Annotated in this window: 13 protein-coding genes; 8 read left to right on the top strand and 5 right to left on the bottom strand. The window is 53.5% G+C overall.

Going from position 1 to position 15854, the window contains the following annotated elements; all coding sequences use genetic code 11:
- The first annotated feature begins 5 nt into the window (after window positions 1-5).
- From HVZ39_RS24600 to ilvA, 3 genes are all read left to right on the top strand, one after another.
- A complete protein-coding gene (locus tag HVZ39_RS24600) occupies window positions 6-935 on the top strand; it encodes a branched-chain amino acid transaminase (protein WP_003829030.1) in 930 nt (309 codons plus the stop codon).
- Window positions 936-1092: 157 nt separating this feature from the next.
- Window positions 1093-2943 carry a dihydroxy-acid dehydratase gene (gene ilvD, locus HVZ39_RS24595; protein ID WP_016157832.1) on the top strand — a complete coding sequence of 617 codons (1851 nt, stop codon included), beginning with the start codon at window positions 1093-1095 and terminating at the stop codon, window positions 2941-2943.
- A 5-nt stretch (window positions 2944-2948) separates the two neighbouring features.
- On the top strand, window positions 2949-4493 hold the full coding sequence (gene ilvA, locus HVZ39_RS24590; RefSeq protein ID WP_016157833.1) for a threonine ammonia-lyase, biosynthetic: 1545 nt from the start codon (window positions 2949-2951) through the stop codon (window positions 4491-4493).
- A 63-nt stretch (window positions 4494-4556) separates the two neighbouring features.
- On the opposite strand, the gene fabV is transcribed toward ilvA, so the two are convergent.
- Both fabV and ilvY read right to left on the bottom strand, forming a co-directional pair.
- The gene (gene fabV, locus HVZ39_RS24585; RefSeq protein ID WP_016155101.1) at window positions 4557-5750 is read right to left on the bottom strand and encodes an enoyl-ACP reductase FabV; all 1194 of its coding nucleotides are present in this window, start codon (window positions 5748-5750) and stop codon (window positions 4557-4559) included.
- Between the two features lie 175 nt (window positions 5751-5925).
- The gene (gene ilvY / locus HVZ39_RS24580; protein WP_016155102.1) at window positions 5926-6828 is read right to left on the bottom strand and encodes an HTH-type transcriptional activator IlvY; all 903 of its coding nucleotides are present in this window, start codon (window positions 6826-6828) and stop codon (window positions 5926-5928) included.
- A gap of 152 nt (window positions 6829-6980) precedes the next feature.
- On the opposite strand from ilvY, the gene ilvC reads away from it, so the two are divergent.
- Window positions 6981-8456: a ketol-acid reductoisomerase gene (ilvC, locus tag HVZ39_RS24575; protein ID WP_003844614.1), complete on the top strand. Its 1476-nt coding sequence runs from the start codon at window positions 6981-6983 to the stop codon at window positions 8454-8456.
- A gap of 54 nt (window positions 8457-8510) precedes the next feature.
- On the opposite strand, the gene ppiC is transcribed toward ilvC, so the two are convergent.
- The gene (ppiC, locus tag HVZ39_RS24570) at window positions 8511-8792 is read right to left on the bottom strand and encodes a peptidylprolyl isomerase PpiC (RefSeq protein ID WP_016155104.1); all 282 of its coding nucleotides are present in this window, start codon (window positions 8790-8792) and stop codon (window positions 8511-8513) included.
- Window positions 8793-8937: 145 nt separating this feature from the next.
- On the opposite strand from ppiC, the gene rep reads away from it, so the two are divergent.
- A complete protein-coding gene (gene rep, locus HVZ39_RS24565; protein WP_016157836.1) occupies window positions 8938-10959 on the top strand; it encodes a DNA helicase Rep in 2022 nt (673 codons plus the stop codon).
- A 47-nt stretch (window positions 10960-11006) separates the two neighbouring features.
- On the opposite strand, the gene gppA is transcribed toward rep, so the two are convergent.
- A complete protein-coding gene (gppA, locus tag HVZ39_RS24560) occupies window positions 11007-12491 on the bottom strand; it encodes a guanosine-5'-triphosphate,3'-diphosphate diphosphatase (RefSeq protein WP_016157837.1) in 1485 nt (494 codons plus the stop codon).
- Window positions 12492-12499: 8 nt separating this feature from the next.
- Window positions 12500-13768 carry an ATP-dependent RNA helicase RhlB gene (rhlB, locus tag HVZ39_RS24555; RefSeq protein ID WP_003829013.1) on the bottom strand — a complete coding sequence of 423 codons (1269 nt, stop codon included), beginning with the start codon at window positions 13766-13768 and terminating at the stop codon, window positions 12500-12502.
- 143 nt (window positions 13769-13911) lie between these two features.
- Between rhlB and trxA the strand changes: the two genes are divergently transcribed.
- The 3 genes from trxA to rho all read left to right on the top strand — a co-directional run bounded on the left by trxA (window position 13912) and on the right by rho (window position 15838).
- Complete coding sequence (gene trxA, locus HVZ39_RS24550; protein WP_181633071.1) at window positions 13912-14241, top strand: thioredoxin TrxA; 330 nt, start codon at window positions 13912-13914, stop codon at window positions 14239-14241.
- Between the two features lie 130 nt (window positions 14242-14371).
- Window positions 14372-14491, top strand: a complete 120-nt coding sequence (locus HVZ39_RS24545) for a rho operon leader peptide (protein WP_049259789.1) — start codon at window positions 14372-14374, stop codon at window positions 14489-14491.
- Window positions 14492-14578: 87 nt separating this feature from the next.
- Window positions 14579-15838, top strand: coding sequence for a transcription termination factor Rho (gene rho, locus HVZ39_RS24540; protein WP_002437993.1), 1260 nt, complete (start codon window positions 14579-14581; stop codon window positions 15836-15838).
- The last annotated feature ends 16 nt before the right edge of the window (window positions 15839-15854 follow it).

Raw genomic sequence — 15854 nt, 5'->3', positions numbered from 1 at the left:
GAAAAATGACGACGAAAAAAGCTGATTACATTTGGTCTAATGGCGAGATGATTCGTTGGGAAGACGCGAAGGTCCACGTGATGTCCCACGCGCTGCACTACGGTACTTCTGTATTTGAAGGGATCCGTTGCTACGATTCTCACAAAGGGCCGGTAGTGTTCCGTCATCGCGAACATATGCAGCGTCTGCGTGATTCAGCCAAGATCTATCGTTTTCCCGTATCTCAGAGCGTTGATGAGCTGATGGAAGCTTGCCGTGAGGTGATTCGTAAAAACAACCTGACCAGCGCCTATATCCGTCCGCTGGTGTTTGTTGGCGACGTAGGGATGGGCGTTAACCCGCCTGCGGGATATACCACTGATGTGATAATCGCCGCGTTCCCATGGGGGGCTTACCTCGGTGCTGAAGCGCTGGAGCAGGGGATCGACGCGATGGTTTCTTCCTGGAACCGCGTTGCGCCGAACACGATTCCTACCGCTGCTAAAGCAGGTGGTAACTATCTGTCTTCGCTGCTGGTGGGTAGTGAAGCGCGTCGTCATGGCTACCAGGAAGGCATTGCGCTGGATGTGAATGGCTACATCTCCGAAGGCGCGGGCGAAAACCTGTTTGAAGTAAAAGACGGCATTCTGTTTACCCCGCCGTTTACCTCTTCCGCGCTGCCGGGTATCACCCGTGACGCGATCATTAAGCTGGCGAAAGATCTCGATATCGAAGTGCGTGAGCAGGTGCTGTCTCGTGAATCGCTGTACCTGGCCGACGAAGTGTTCATGTCCGGTACCGCGGCCGAAATCACCCCAGTACGCAGCGTCGATGGTATTCAGGTGGGCGAAGGCCGCTGCGGTCCGGTCACCAAACGCATCCAGCAGGCCTTCTTTGGCCTCTTCACCGGTGAAACGGAAGATAAATACGGCTGGTTGGATTCAGTAAACCAATAACAAAATTAATATTTCCCCAAAATAGTTCACGTTGCAGGAAGACGGCAACGCAGCGAGTCCCCAGGAGCTTACTTTAGTAGGTGACTGGGGGGAGCGAGGCAGTCCTCAGCTGCGGCGTGAAATATGCAGGGGAAAGACAGACGGGAGTTAATCAAGCATGCCTAAGTATCGTTCTGCCACCACCACCCACGGCCGCAATATGGCGGGTGCCCGCGCACTGTGGCGCGCCACCGGGATGACCGATGATGACTTCGGTAAACCGATTATCGCTGTGGTGAACTCCTTTACCCAGTTTGTGCCGGGCCACGTCCACCTGCGCGATCTCGGTAAGCTGGTTGCCGAACAAATCGAAGCCTCAGGCGGCGTGGCGAAAGAGTTCAACACCATTGCCGTGGATGATGGTATCGCCATGGGTCATGGCGGCATGCTTTATTCACTGCCGTCGCGTGAGCTGATCGCCGATTCAGTGGAATATATGGTTAACGCCCACTGCGCCGATGCGATGGTCTGCATCTCTAACTGCGATAAAATCACCCCCGGGATGTTAATGGCCTCTCTGCGGCTGAATATTCCGGTGATCTTTGTTTCCGGCGGCCCAATGGAAGCCGGGAAAACCAAGCTCTCTGACCAAATCATCAAGCTTGATCTGGTTGATGCGATGATTCAGGGGGCAGACCCGAAAGTCTCCGACTCGCAGAGCGAGCAGGTTGAACGTTCGGCCTGTCCGACCTGCGGCTCGTGCTCCGGGATGTTCACCGCCAACTCGATGAATTGCCTGACCGAAGCGCTGGGTCTGTCGCAGCCGGGTAACGGTTCGCTGTTGGCGACTCACGCCGACCGTAAAGAGCTGTTCCTCAACGCAGGTAAACGCATCGTTGAGCTGACCAAACGCTACTACGAGCAGGATGACGCTTCAGCCCTGCCGCGCAACATTGCCAGCAAGGCGGCGTTTGAGAACGCCATGACGCTGGATATCGCGATGGGCGGCTCCACCAACACCGTTCTGCACCTGCTGGCGGCCGCGCAGGAAGCGGAAATCGACTTCACCATGAGTGATATTGATAAGTTGTCCCGCAAAGTCCCGCAGCTGTGTAAAGTTGCGCCGAGTACGCAGAAATACCATATGGAAGACGTGCATCGAGCGGGCGGCGTACTGGGCATTTTAGGCGAGCTGGATCGCGCCGGGCTTCTGAACCGCGACGTGAAAAACGTGCTGGGGCTGACTCTGCCGCAAACGCTCGATAGTTATGACGTTATGCTGACCAAAGACGACGCGGTGAAAAAAATGTTCCGCGCAGGTCCGGCTGGCATCCGTACCACCCAGGCGTTCTCACAGGATTGTCGTTGGGACACCCTGGATGATGACCGCGCAGAAGGTTGCATTCGCTCGTTGGAACATGCTTACAGCAAAGACGGCGGCCTGGCAGTCTTGTACGGTAACTTCGCGGAAAACGGCTGTATCGTAAAAACTGCTGGTGTGGATGACAGCATCCTGAAATTCACCGGCCCGGCAAAAGTGTATGAAAGCCAGGACGATGCGGTTGAAGCTATCCTCGGCGGTAAAGTGGTTGCCGGCGACGTGGTGGTGATTCGCTACGAAGGGCCGAAGGGCGGGCCAGGCATGCAGGAAATGCTCTACCCAACCACCTTCCTGAAATCGATGGGTCTCGGTAAGGCCTGCGCGCTGATTACCGACGGTCGTTTCTCTGGCGGTACTTCGGGGCTTTCCATTGGTCACGTTTCTCCTGAAGCGGCCAGCGGCGGTAATATCGCAATTATCGAAGATGGCGACATGATTGCTATCGATATCCCGAATCGTGGCATTCAACTGCAACTGAGCGATGCGGAAATCGCTGCGCGCCGTGAAGCGCAAGAAGCTCGTGGTGACAAAGCCTGGACGCCAAAAGATCGTCAGCGTCAGGTCTCCTTTGCGCTGCGCGCTTACGCCAGCCTGGCAACCAGCGCCGACAAAGGTGCGGTGCGCGATAAGTCGAAACTAGGGGGATAATGACCATGGCGGATTCTCAACCCCTCTCCGGCGCTCCAGAAGGCGCCGAGTATCTCAGAGCAGTGCTGCGTGCGCCGGTATACGAAGCGGCGCAGGTCACACCGCTACAAAAAATGGAAAAACTCTCTTCGCGCCTCGATAACGTGATTCTGGTGAAGCGCGAAGACCGTCAACCCGTTCACAGCTTCAAGCTGCGCGGTGCCTATGCCATGATGGCCGGTCTGACCGAAGAGCAAAAAGCGCATGGCGTAATCACCGCATCGGCAGGTAATCATGCTCAGGGCGTAGCTTTCTCTTCTGCGCGATTAGGCGTGAAGGCGCTGATTGTCATGCCTACGGCTACCGCCGATATCAAAGTCGATGCCGTTCGCGGTTTCGGTGGTGAAGTACTGCTACACGGCGCGAATTTTGATGAAGCCAAAGCCAAAGCGATTGAGCTGTCGCAGCAGCAGGGTTTTACCTGGGTTCCTCCGTTCGACCATCCGATGGTGATTGCCGGGCAGGGCACGCTGGCACTGGAGTTATTGCAGCAGGATGCCCACCTTGATCGTGTATTCGTGCCTGTGGGTGGTGGCGGATTAGCGGCAGGTGTGGCGGTGCTGATCAAACAGTTGATGCCGCAGATCAAAGTGATTGCCGTTGAAGCTGAAGACTCAGCCTGCCTGAAAGCGGCGCTGGATGCCGGTCAACCGGTCGATCTTCCGCGTGTTGGCCTCTTTGCTGAAGGCGTGGCGGTGAAACGTATCGGCGACGAAACCTTCCGTTTGTGCCAGGAGTATCTCGACGACATCATCACTGTCGATAGCGACGCTATCTGCGCGGCAATGAAAGATCTGTTCGAGGATGTGCGCGCGGTGGCGGAACCATCCGGTGCGCTGGCGCTGGCGGGGATGAAAAAGTACATTGCCCAGCACAACATTCGCGGCGAACGTCTGGCGCATATCCTTTCCGGCGCTAACGTTAACTTCCATGGCCTACGTTATGTTTCCGAACGTTGCGAGCTGGGCGAACAGCGCGAAGCGTTGCTGGCCGTAACTATTCCGGAAGAAAAGGGCAGCTTCCTGAAGTTTTGCCAGCTGTTGGGAGGACGCTCGGTTACCGAGTTTAACTACCGATTTGCTGATGCGAAAGACGCCTGTATTTTTGTTGGCGTCCGTCTGAGCCGTGGGCTGGAAGAGCGTAAGGAAATCCTCCAGTTGCTTAACGAGGGTGGCTACAGCGTAGTGGATTTGTCCGACGACGAAATGGCGAAGCTGCACGTGCGCTACATGGTCGGTGGGCGCCCGTCGAAACCCTTGCAGGAGCGGCTGTACAGCTTCGAATTCCCGGAATCTCCGGGGGCGTTGCTCAAATTCCTGCATACCCTGGGGACGCACTGGAATATTTCGTTGTTCCACTATCGTAGTCACGGAACCGATTATGGTCGCGTACTGGCGGCGTTTGAGTTGGGTGAGCACGAACCTGATTTCGAAACGCGACTGAACGAACTGGGTTATGACTGTCATGATGAAACGCATAACCCGGCGTTCAGGTTCTTCCTGGCGGGTTAGCGGCAGCCATTAAAAAAGGGTTCATGTAAAAAAATGAACCCTTTTTGCAACTGTATCAGCAGATTACAGCGTGATGACTTCGAATTCGACTTCGGTGTTTACATCCGCATCGTAATCCACTTCGTCGAGACCAAAACCGAACAGATTCAGGAATTCCTGCTTATATCCTGCATAGTCCGTTTTTTGCGCCAGGTTTTCGGTGGTGATCAGCGGCCACAGATCGCGGCATGCCTGCTGAATGTCTTCACGCAGTTCCCAGTCATCCATACGGATACGCTGGTTGTCATCAAGCGCCACTTTATCGCCGTACAGGCTGGTGGTCATCAGACGGTTGATCTGCTCGATGCAGCCTTCATGAATGCCTTGTTCTTTCATCAGCTTGAAGACCATGGAGATGTACAGCGGCATCACCGGAATAGCAGAAGAGGCCTGCGTGATAACGGATTTCAGTACAGCAACGTTAGCGGAACCGTTCAGCGGAGCCAGTTGATTACGCAGCGCGCCTGCCGCGCGGTCGAGATCTTCTTTTGCTTTGCCCAGCGCGCCGTGCCAGTAGATTGGCCAGGTCAGGTCAGTACCGATGTAGGAGTAGGCAACGGTTTTCACGCCGTCAGCCAGCACGCCTGCTTCGCTCAGCGCGCCCATCCACAGTTCCCAGTCTTCGCCGCCCATGACGGTGACGGTGTTCTGAACTTCTTCTTCGGTTGCCGGCTCAATGCTGGCGGTTATGATCTGATCTTTGTTGGTATCGATCGCTTTAGAGGTATAAACCTCACCGATTGGCTTCAGCGCAGAACGGACGATTTCACCGGTTTTCGGCATTTTACGTACCGGAGATGCCAGTGAGTAAACCACCAGGTCAATCTGACCCAGGTCTTCTTTGATCAGTTTGATAACTTCGTCGCGACACTCGTCGGAGAACGCGTCGCCGTTGATGCTTTTGGAATACAGACCTTCACGTTTTGCGGCCTCATCGAAGGCTGCAGAGTTATACCAGCCCGCGGAACCTGGCTTGGTTTCCGTGCCTGGTTTTTCGAAAAATACGCCGATAGTGGCGGCTCCGCTGCCAAACGCGGCGGAAATTCTGGAAGCAAGGCCGTAACCGGTGGAAGCACCGATGACCAGCACGCGGGAAGGGCCGTTAGCGATTTTCCCGTTTTTCTTCACATAATCGATCTGTTTTTCCACATTGACTTTGCAGCCAGTCGGATGGGTCGTTGTACAGATGAATCCACGAATTTTTGGTTTGATTATCATAATGATGGCTAATTAAGTTTGTATTTTCGCTGTCAAGTGCGCAATGACACCGTCTGTTCTGGCTTGCTAAACGTGATGGTTAACAAGCCCCCCACATCTATTATGGCACGGGACATTATACAGAAAAGGAGTGCCAATACTGAATCTACCACTGATTTTAGGCCTGATGCTGGCGCTACTCGGCGGATTTACGCTCCAGAACAATCTTCCAGAACGCGTCTATGAGCGGCTCATGCAGCCGTTTTTTCGGCGCGCAGACACCCAGCTCGAACGGTGTTTTTTCGTCGCTGCGTTCTAAAATCATCACGCGATTCCGTACCGGCTCCGGGCTATTTTCCAGCACCACTTCCGGCAGCAGAGCCACGCCGCAACCCAGCGCCACCATCGAGACCATCGCTTCGTGCCCCCCGACCGTGGCGTAAATCGATGGGTTGCTGATTTTGTGACGGCGGAACCACAACTCGATGCGGCGGCGTACCGGCCCCTGGTCGGCCATGATAAACGGCACCGTCGACCAGTCCGGCTTATCGACCGAAACCTGATTCCGTACCGGGCAAGGCAATGCTGGTGCGATCAACACTACCGTTAAATTCTCCAGCATCGAGAATGCTACTGCGCCGGGCAGCGTCTCCGGCTTACCCGCTATTGCCAGATCGGCCTCTCCGGTGACCACTTTGTCCATTGCGTCAGCGGCATCGCCGGTGGTGAGCTTAATTTCAACCGAGGGGTGCTCGGCGCGAAAGCGGTCGAGAATTGGCGGCAGGTGGCTGTAGGCGGCGGTAACCGAGCAGAAGATATGCAGCTCACCCGACAGCGACGGTCCCTGTTGATCGAGGGTGTGGCGCAATTGTTGATACTGCAACAGCGTCTGCTGGGCAAACACTCGCAGCTCTTCGCCTGCTTCGGTCAGCGTGACCGTACGGTTATCGCGCACAAACAGCGCCTGGCCGAGATCTTCTTCCAGCCGTTGGATCTGGCGTGAGAGTGTGGAGGGGCTGACGTGCATTGCCCGCGCACTGCGGCCAAAGTGGCGGCTTTCCGCCAGATGCAGGAACATTTTCAGATCGCGTAAATCCACGGACGAGCCTCCGATTTTCTACGTTGCAGATATTGCAATGTGATGTTGTGAATATATCAATTTCCGCAATAAATTTCCTGTTGTAATGTGGGTTCATTCTCGCTGAAACGCGAACCGAACAATAAGACAGTACAACATCACGAGGTATCACCATGGCTAACTACTTTAATACACTGAACCTGCGTCAGCAGCTGGCGCAGCTGGGCAAATGTCGCTTTATGGGTCGCGACGAATTCGCCGATGGCGCAAGCTACCTTCAGGGTAAAAAAGTGGTCATCGTCGGGTGTGGTGCTCAGGGGCTTAACCAAGGCCTGAACATGCGCGACTCCGGTCTGGATATCTCCTACGCCCTGCGTAAAGAAGCGATTGCTGAGAAGCGCGCTTCGTGGCGCAAAGCGACCGAAAATGGCTTCAAAGTAGGTACTTATGAAGAACTGATCCCGCAGGCAGATCTGGTGGTTAACCTGACTCCGGACAAACAGCACTCCGACGTTGTACGTTCCGTACAGCCGCTGATGAAAGATGGCGCGGCGCTGGGCTACTCCCACGGTTTCAACATCGTCGAAGTAGGCGAGCAGATCCGTAAAGATATCACTGTGGTGATGGTTGCGCCGAAGTGTCCGGGTACCGAAGTGCGTGAAGAGTACAAACGTGGTTTTGGTGTTCCAACCCTGATCGCCGTTCACCCGGAAAACGATCCGAAAGGCGAAGGCATGGCGATTGCCAAAGCATGGGCTGCGGCCACTGGCGGTCACCGTGCAGGCGTGCTGGAATCGTCCTTCGTTGCGGAAGTGAAATCTGACCTGATGGGCGAGCAGACAATTCTGTGCGGTATGCTGCAGGCTGGCTCTCTGCTGTGCTTCGACAAGCTGGTGGAAGAGGGTACTGACCCGGCTTACGCCGAAAAACTGATTCAGTTCGGCTGGGAAACCATCACCGAAGCGCTGAAGCAGGGCGGTATCACCCTGATGATGGATCGTCTGTCTAACCCAGCGAAACTGCGTGCTTATGCGCTGTCCGAACAGCTGAAAGAGATCATGGCGCCACTGTTCCAGAAACACATGGATGACATTATCTCCGGTGAATTCTCTTCAGGCATGATGGCTGACTGGGCCAACGACGATAAGAAACTGCTGACCTGGCGTGAAGAGACCGGCAAAACCGCGTTCGAAACCGCGCCGCAGTTTGAAGGTAAAATTGGCGAGCAGGAGTACTTCGATAAAGGCGTGCTGATGATCGCGATGGTGAAGGCTGGCGTTGAGCTGGCGTTTGAAACCATGGTGGATTCCGGCATCATCGAAGAGTCTGCTTACTACGAATCACTGCACGAACTGCCGCTGATCGCGAACACCATCGCCCGTAAGCGCCTGTACGAAATGAACGTTGTCATTTCCGATACCGCAGAATACGGTAACTACCTGTTCTCTTACGCATGCGTACCGCTGCTGAAAGAGTTCATGACCACCCTGCAAACCGGGGATCTGGGCAAAGCGATTGCCGAAGGTGCGGTAGACAACGCGCAGCTGCGCGACGTAAACGATGCTATTCGCAGCCATGCTATCGAGAAAGTGGGCCAGAAATTGCGTGGCTATATGACTGATATGAAACGCATTGCTGTAGCTGGCTAAGAGGCTGCAATTTGGCAAAAAAAAGCCCGGTGTTTTAACACACCGGGCTTTCTATTAGTTACGGTACAGCACTTTAATGATGTGGTAACCGAACTGAGTGTGCAGTGGGCCGGTTGGCTCCAGCACCGGGCAGGAGAACACCACTTTATCAAACGCCGGAACCATCTGGCCCTGACGGAATTCGCCTAAATCGCCGCCGCGTTTGCCCGACGGGCAGATAGAGTGTTTCTTCGCCAGTTTACCAAAATCGGCGCCATTTTTGATTTGTTCCAGAAGATCGAGAGCCAGTTTCTCTTCTTTAACAAGGATATGCACTGCTGATGCTGTTTTTGCCATGGTTTGTGCTCTGAGTTGAGTGATAAATCAGGGCGCAATAGTAGCATGTAATCCATGGTCTTCGGCGATGGGCTATGACCGATCCCCCTGGCGTCACTTTCTGCTACAATCCACATCCCCGTGTTTACAGATTGAGCAATCCTCTATGCGTTTGAACCCCGGACAACAACAAGCCGTCGAATTCGTCACCGGACCTTGCCTGGTGCTGGCGGGAGCGGGTTCCGGTAAGACGCGTGTTATCACTAACAAAATCGCACATCTGATCCGTGAATGTGGCTATCAGGCACGACATATTGCGGCAGTAACCTTTACCAATAAGGCTGCGCGCGAGATGAAAGAGCGTGTGGCGCAAACGTTGGGTCGTAAAGAAGCGCGCGGGTTGATGATCTCTACTTTCCACACTCTGGGACTGGATGTCATTAAGCGTGAATACGCCGCGCTAGGGATGAAGTCGAACTTCTCGTTGTTTGATGATACTGACCAGGTGGCCCTGCTTAAGGAATTGACCGAAGGGCTAATTGAAGACGATAAGCTTATCCTTCAACAGTTGATTTCAACGATCTCCAACTGGAAAAACGATCTGATGACCCCAGCGCAGGCGGCAGCCAGTGCAAAGGGTGAACGCGATCGTATTTTTGCCCACTGCTATGGTCTGTATGACGCGCATATGAAGGCGTGTAACGTCCTCGATTTTGACGATCTGATCCTGCTCCCCACGCTGCTGTTGCAGCGCAATGAAGAAGTACGTGAGCGTTGGCAAAATCGAATCCGCTACCTGCTGGTGGATGAATATCAGGATACCAACACCAGCCAGTACGAGTTGGTGAAGTTGCTGGTGGGGAAACGCGCGCGCTTTACCGTCGTGGGTGATGACGATCAGTCGATCTACTCCTGGCGCGGTGCACGTCCGCAGAACCTGGTGCTGTTAAGCAAAGATTTTCCGGCGCTGCAGGTGGTGAAGCTGGAGCAAAACTATCGTTCATCAGGGCGTATCCTGAAGGCGGCGAACATCCTTATTGCTAACAACCCACACGTCTTTGAAAAACGGCTCTTTTCTGAGCTGGGCTACGGCGCTGAGCTGAAGGTGTTGAGTGCGAATAATGAAGAGCACGAAGCGGAACGCGTGACCGGGGAACTGATTGCCCATCACTTTGTGAACAAGACGCAGTATAAAGACTACGCCATCCTGTACCGCGGTAATCATCAGTCGCGAGTGTTCGAAAAGTTTCTGATGCAGAACCGCATCCCATACAAAATTTCCGGCGGGACGTCGTTCTTCTCACGTCCGGAGATTAAAGATCTGCTGGCCTATCTGCGCGTGCTCAGCAACCCGGATGATGACAGTGCATTTTTGCGCATCGTAAACACCCCTAAGCGTGAAATCGGTCCGGCCACGCTGCAAAAGCTGGGGGAATGGGCGATGACGCGTAATAAAAGCCTGTTTACCGCCAGCTTTGATATGGGACTTAGCCAGACGCTAACCGGGCGCGGATATGATTCTCTGACCCGCTTTACGCACTGGCTGGGTGAAATTCAACGTCTGGCGGAGCGCGAGCCGGTTGCCGCCGTGCGCGATCTGATCCACGGCATTGATTACGAATCCTGGCTGTATGAAACCTCGCCGAGCCCGAAAGCGGCCGAAATGCGTATGAAAAACGTCAACACGCTGTTCAGCTGGATGACGGAGATGCTGGAAGGTAGTGAGCTGGAAGAGCCAATGACCCTGACTCAGGTCGTTACCCGCTTTACCCTGCGCGACATGATGGAGCGCGGAGAGAGCGAAGAAGAGTTGGATCAGGTGCAGTTAATGACGCTGCATGCTTCAAAAGGACTGGAGTTCCCGTACGTATTTATGGTGGGAATGGAAGAAGGATTTTTGCCGCACCAGAGCAGCATCGATGAAGACAACATCGACGAAGAGCGTCGTCTGGCTTACGTCGGGATTACACGTGCGCAGAAAGAACTTATCTTCACGCTGTGTAAAGAGCGCCGTCAGTACGGTGAACTGGTACGACCGGAACCGAGCCGTTTCCTGTTGGAACTACCACAGGATGACGTTATCTGGGAACAGGAGCGTAAAGTGGTGAGTGCCGAGGAGCGGATGCAAAAAGGGCAGGCCAGCATTGCTAATATTCGGGCAATGATGGCGAAAGCCAAAGAGAAATAAGTATTTTGTAGGCCGGATAAGTGTAAGCGCTATCCGGCAGCCAGCATCTAATGCACTTCCAGCGGCCAGTGGACATAGCTTTGCCACTGTATTTCCTGATCGATTAACTCTGTACCTAATGGATGATGTTCCAGCCAGCCTTCCGGTAGCGTTAACGTCAGATTCTCATCCTGAGCTTGCAGGGTGATATGTGGCACTAAATCGTCGCGACGGCGAGCGGCGAAAATGATCGCCAGGCGTAGCAAACGGCAAAGGTGCTCCGCGATGCGTGGTGGCACAGCGTTTTGCTGGTGGAGTGAAGAGAGATCGACCGGATTAGTTTGGTTGAGCAACAGCGTGGCTAACAGTTTTTTCTGCGCGGGAGTAAAGCCCGGGAGATCGAGATTACGTACCAGCCAGGCGGCATGCAGCGGCGCCTGCTTATACTCTACGCTCAGTCCTATTTCATGCAACTGACAGGCACTTTGCAGCAGTTCACGACTAATGGCTTCAAGATGCCACTCATCTTTCACCTGTTCGAGTAAATGTACAGCCAATTGCGTGACGCGATTCGCCTGATCGGTGTCGACCATAAATCGACGCTGAATATTACGCAGCGTACGGCTGCGAATGTCCTGATCAACCGGCAAGTGCAGCATGCCGTAGACCAGACCTTCGCGTAGTGCGCCGCCGGCCAGAGTCATGCATTGAATATTCAGTTCGGTGAAAATGGCGATCAGAATGGCCAGTCCGCTGGGAAAAACCAGTGCGCGTTCCAGCGTTAACCCTTCTATTTCCAGCTCTTCCAGACGACCACAATGAATGGCGCGCTGTTTAAGCTGCTGAAGCTTGGCCAACGTAATGCGCTCATCCATGCCTTGCGCCATCATGATTTCCTGTAACGCCTGGACGGTGCCAGAGGCACCAACGCAAACTTTCCAGCCATGAAAACGCAGTTTGTCGGCGACTGGGCGCAGAACTTCGCGAGCCGCTTTCTCTGCTTCGTCAAAGTTTTCCTGTGCCAGATTACGATTGGTGAAATACCTTTCGAGCCAGGTGACGCAGCCCATTGACAGGCTGAACAGAGAGGTGGTTTGCGCGCCGGAGCCGGTAACCAGTTCAGTGCTGGCTCCGCCAATATCAACGACCAGACGCTGATCGGCGCCGCCGGTGGTGTGGGCAACACCTTGATAAATCAGCCGCGCTTCTTCTTCGCCGCTGATGACCTGGACAGGACAGCCGAGGATCTCTTGCGCTTTGGCGATAAACTCATCGGCGTTTACCGCGATGCGTAATGTTGCCGTGGCGACCACGCGGATTTGCGGCTGAGGGATATCCTGCAGACGTTCAGCAAACAGGCGCAGGCATTGCCAGCCGCGCTCCATAGCTTCAGCGGAAAGAACGTTGTCGCTGTTGAGACCAGCGGCCAGACGCACCTTGCGTTTAATACGCGTGAGCGTCTGAATGCTTCCCGCCACCTCGCGTACAACCAGCATATGAAAACTATTCGAGCCTAAATCAATTGCGGCGTACAGCGAAGTGGTTGTGAGCATATCTAACGTTAACCTGAACGACGACGATTACGCGGAGCACCACCGGTACGGCGTGGGCCATTGCCTGTGCGCGGACGCGTTAAGCGTAACGGCTTCGGCAGATCGGTCATCAGTGCATCCGGGTTGTACTTGCTGACCGGGATCGAGTGACCGATATAGGTCTCGATTGCTGGTAAATTCAGCGCATATTCTTCACACGCCAGGCTGATAGAGTGACCGCTTGCTCCGGCGCGACCGGTACGACCGATACGGTGAACGTAATCTTCACAGTCATCCGGCAGGTCATAGTTAAATACGTGCGTTACGGCTGGGATATGCAGACCACGCGCGGCGACATCCGTCGCAACGAGAATGTCGAGATCGCCACGGGTGAACTCATCAAGGATACGCAGACGTTTTTTCTGCGCCACGTCACCGGTCAGCAGACCGACGCGATGACCGTCAGCGGCAAGACTACCCCAGATATCTTCACAACGATGCTTGGTGTTAGCAAAGACGATGGCGCGATCTGGCCACTCTTCTTCAATCAGCGTTTGCAGCAAACGCATTTTCTCTTCGTTGGAAGGATAGAAGAGCTCTTCTTTAATACGGTGACCTGTCTTCTGTTCCGGTTCGACTTCAACGTACTCGGCGTTATTCATCTGTTCGAACGCCAGTTCGCGAACGCGGTAAGAGAGGGTAGCAGAAAACAGCATGTTCAGACGTTGGGTGGTTGGCGGCATACGACGGAACAGCCAACGGATATCTTTGATAAAGCCCAGATCGTACATACGATCGGCTTCATCCAGCACCACGACCTGAATCGCGCCCAGGTTAATGTGGTTCTGTTTTGCATAGTCGATGAGACGACCGGTCGTGCCGATAAGAATATCGACGCCGCTTTCCAGCACTTTCAGCTGTTTGTCATAACCGTCGCCGCCATAAGCCAGGCCTAATTTCAAACCGGTGGTCTGTGCCAGCGGCTCGGCGTCAGCGTGGATCTGCACGGCTAACTCACGCGTTGGCGCCATAATTAACGCACGCGGTTGGTTCACCTTGCGATCGGCAATCGCGGGATGAGAGAGAAGATAATGAAACGTTGACGTCAGGAACGCCATCGTTTTTCCGGTACCGGTTTGCGCCTGCCCTGCAACATCACGACCTGCCAGCGTTAGCGGCAGCGCGAGGGCCTGAATGGGCGTGCAGTTATGAAAGCCTTTATTTTCAAGGGCTTCTATCACCTTTGGGTGCAGGGCGAAGTCGGAAAACTTCTGTTCTGTTAAATGTGTTTTGCTCATAGTGTGGTAGAATATCAGCTTACTATTGCTTTACGAAAGCGTATCCGGTGAAATAAAGTCAACCTTTAGTTGGTTAATGCTACATCAACACGTCGTTGATTAAGAGTACACCAACGCACCAGGCTTATTCCTGTGGAGTTAATATGAGCGATAAAATTATTCACCTGACTGACGACAGTTTTGACACGGATGTACTCATAGCGGACGGAGCTATCCTCGTTGATTTCTGGGCAGAGTGGTGCGGTCCGTGCAAAATGATCGCTCCAATTCTGGATGAAATCGCTGACGAATATCAGGGCAAATTGACGGTTGCTAAACTGAACATTGACCAAAACCCAGGCACCGCGCCGAAGTATGGTATCCGTGGCATCCCGACCCTGCTGCTGTTTAAAAACGGCGAAGTTGCGGCGACTAAAGTCGGCGCGCTATCCAAAGGTCAGTTGAAAGAATTCCTCGACGCTAATTTAGCGTAAGGAAGTCTCATGATCGGGCGACCATACTTCGAAATGATTCGGATGACTGGACGCCCGACTTGAGTCGTGCTAAGTTAGTGTTGACTTCGTATTAAACATACCTTATTAAGTTTGAATCTAGTTATATCCAATACTTCCCGTTGTTTCTCGCGCGAGAAGTGGACAGATTCCTGGCTTGTCACTCAATCCGTCTTGTCGTTTCAGTTCTGCGTACTTTCCTGTGACCAGACAGCGAACAGACATGAGTTGATGGCCGTAAACAGGCATGGATGACCCTGCCATACCATTCACAACATTAAGTTCGAGATTTACCCCAAGTTTAAGAACTCACACCATTATGAATCTTACCGAATTAAAGAATACGCCGGTTTCTGAGCTGATCACTCTCGGCGAAAATATGGGCCTTGAAAACCTGGCTCGTATGCGCAAGCAGGACATTATTTTTGCCATCCTGAAGCAGCACGCAAAGAGTGGCGAAGATATCTTTGGTGACGGTGTGCTGGAGATATTGCAGGATGGATTTGGTTTCCTCCGCTCTGCAGACAGCTCCTACCTCGCCGGTCCTGATGACATCTACGTTTCTCCCAGCCAAATCCGCCGTTTCAACCTCCGCACTGGTGATACCATCTCTGGTAAGATTCGCCCGCCGAAAGAAGGTGAACGCTACTTTGCGCTGTTGAAAGTTAACGAAGTTAACTACGACAAACCAGAAAACGCCCGTAACAAAATCCTCTTTGAGAACTTAACACCGCTGCACGCAAACTCTCGTCTGCGTATGGAACGTGGTAACGGTTCTACTGAAGACTTAACGGCGCGTGTACTGGATCTGGCATCACCGATCGGTCGTGGCCAACGTGGTCTGATTGTTGCTCCGCCGAAAGCAGGTAAAACCATGCTGCTGCAGAACATCGCGCAGAGCATTGCTTACAACCATCCGGACTGCGTGCTGATGGTGCTGCTGATTGACGAACGTCCGGAAGAAGTTACCGAGATGCAGCGTCTGGTAAAAGGTGAAGTGGTTGCGTCTACCTTTGACGAACCAGCCTCCCGCCACGTTCAGGTTGCGGAAATGGTTATCGAGAAGGCGAAACGTCTGGTTGAACACAAGAAAGACGTTATCATTCTGCTCGATTCCATCACCCGTCTGGCGCGTGCTTACAACACCGTGGTTCCGGCTTCCGGTAAAGTTCTGACCGGTGGTGTTGATGCCAACGCCTTGCATCGTCCGAAGCGTTTCTTCGGTGCGGCGCGTAACGTGGAAGAGGGCGGTAGCCTGACCATCATCGCGACTGCCCTGATCGATACCGGCTCTAAAATGGATGAAGTTATCTACGAAGAGTTTAAAGGTACCGGCAACATGGAACTGCATCTCTCTCGTAAGATTGCTGAAAAACGCGTCTTCCCGGCTATCGACTACAACCGTTCCGGTACCCGTAAAGAAGAGCTGCTCACCACTCAGGAAGAGCTGCAGAAAATGTGGATCCTGCGCAAAATCATCCATCCGATGGGTGAAATTGATGCCATGGAATTCCTCATTAACAAGCTGGCGATGACCAAGACTAACGACGACTTCTTCGATATGATGAAGCGTTCGTAATTCAGGTCTCATCCGA

Source organism: Citrobacter sp. RHB35-C21 (assembly GCF_013816515.1).
Lineage (GTDB): Bacteria > Pseudomonadota > Gammaproteobacteria > Enterobacterales > Enterobacteriaceae > Citrobacter > Citrobacter braakii.
Note: the sequence above shows the minus strand (reverse complement) of the source record. Positions and strands in the feature narration are given on the sequence as shown.

Bases quoted from the DNA above. Each gene is read 5' to 3' on its own strand.
- HVZ39_RS24600 (WP_003829030.1), top strand. From the start codon at position 6: ATGACGACGAAAAAAGCTGATTACATTTGGTCTAATGGCGAGATGATT.
- ilvD (WP_016157832.1), top strand. From the start codon at position 1,093: ATGCCTAAGTATCGTTCTGCCACCACCACCCACGGCCGCAATATGGCG.
- ilvA (WP_016157833.1), top strand. From the start codon at position 2,949: ATGGCGGATTCTCAACCCCTCTCCGGCGCTCCAGAAGGCGCCGAGTAT.
- fabV (WP_016155101.1), bottom strand. From the start codon at position 5,750: ATGATAATCAAACCAAAAATTCGTGGATTCATCTGTACAACGACCCAT.
- ilvC (WP_003844614.1), top strand. From the start codon at position 6,981: ATGGCTAACTACTTTAATACACTGAACCTGCGTCAGCAGCTGGCGCAG.
- ppiC (WP_016155104.1), bottom strand. From the start codon at position 8,792: ATGGCAAAAACAGCATCAGCAGTGCATATCCTTGTTAAAGAAGAGAAA.
- rep (WP_016157836.1), top strand. From the start codon at position 8,938: ATGCGTTTGAACCCCGGACAACAACAAGCCGTCGAATTCGTCACCGGA.
- gppA (WP_016157837.1), bottom strand. From the start codon at position 12,491: ATGCTCACAACCACTTCGCTGTACGCCGCAATTGATTTAGGCTCGAAT.
- rhlB (WP_003829013.1), bottom strand. From the start codon at position 13,768: ATGAGCAAAACACATTTAACAGAACAGAAGTTTTCCGACTTCGCCCTG.
- trxA (WP_181633071.1), top strand. From the start codon at position 13,912: ATGAGCGATAAAATTATTCACCTGACTGACGACAGTTTTGACACGGAT.
- rho (WP_002437993.1), top strand. From the start codon at position 14,579: ATGAATCTTACCGAATTAAAGAATACGCCGGTTTCTGAGCTGATCACT.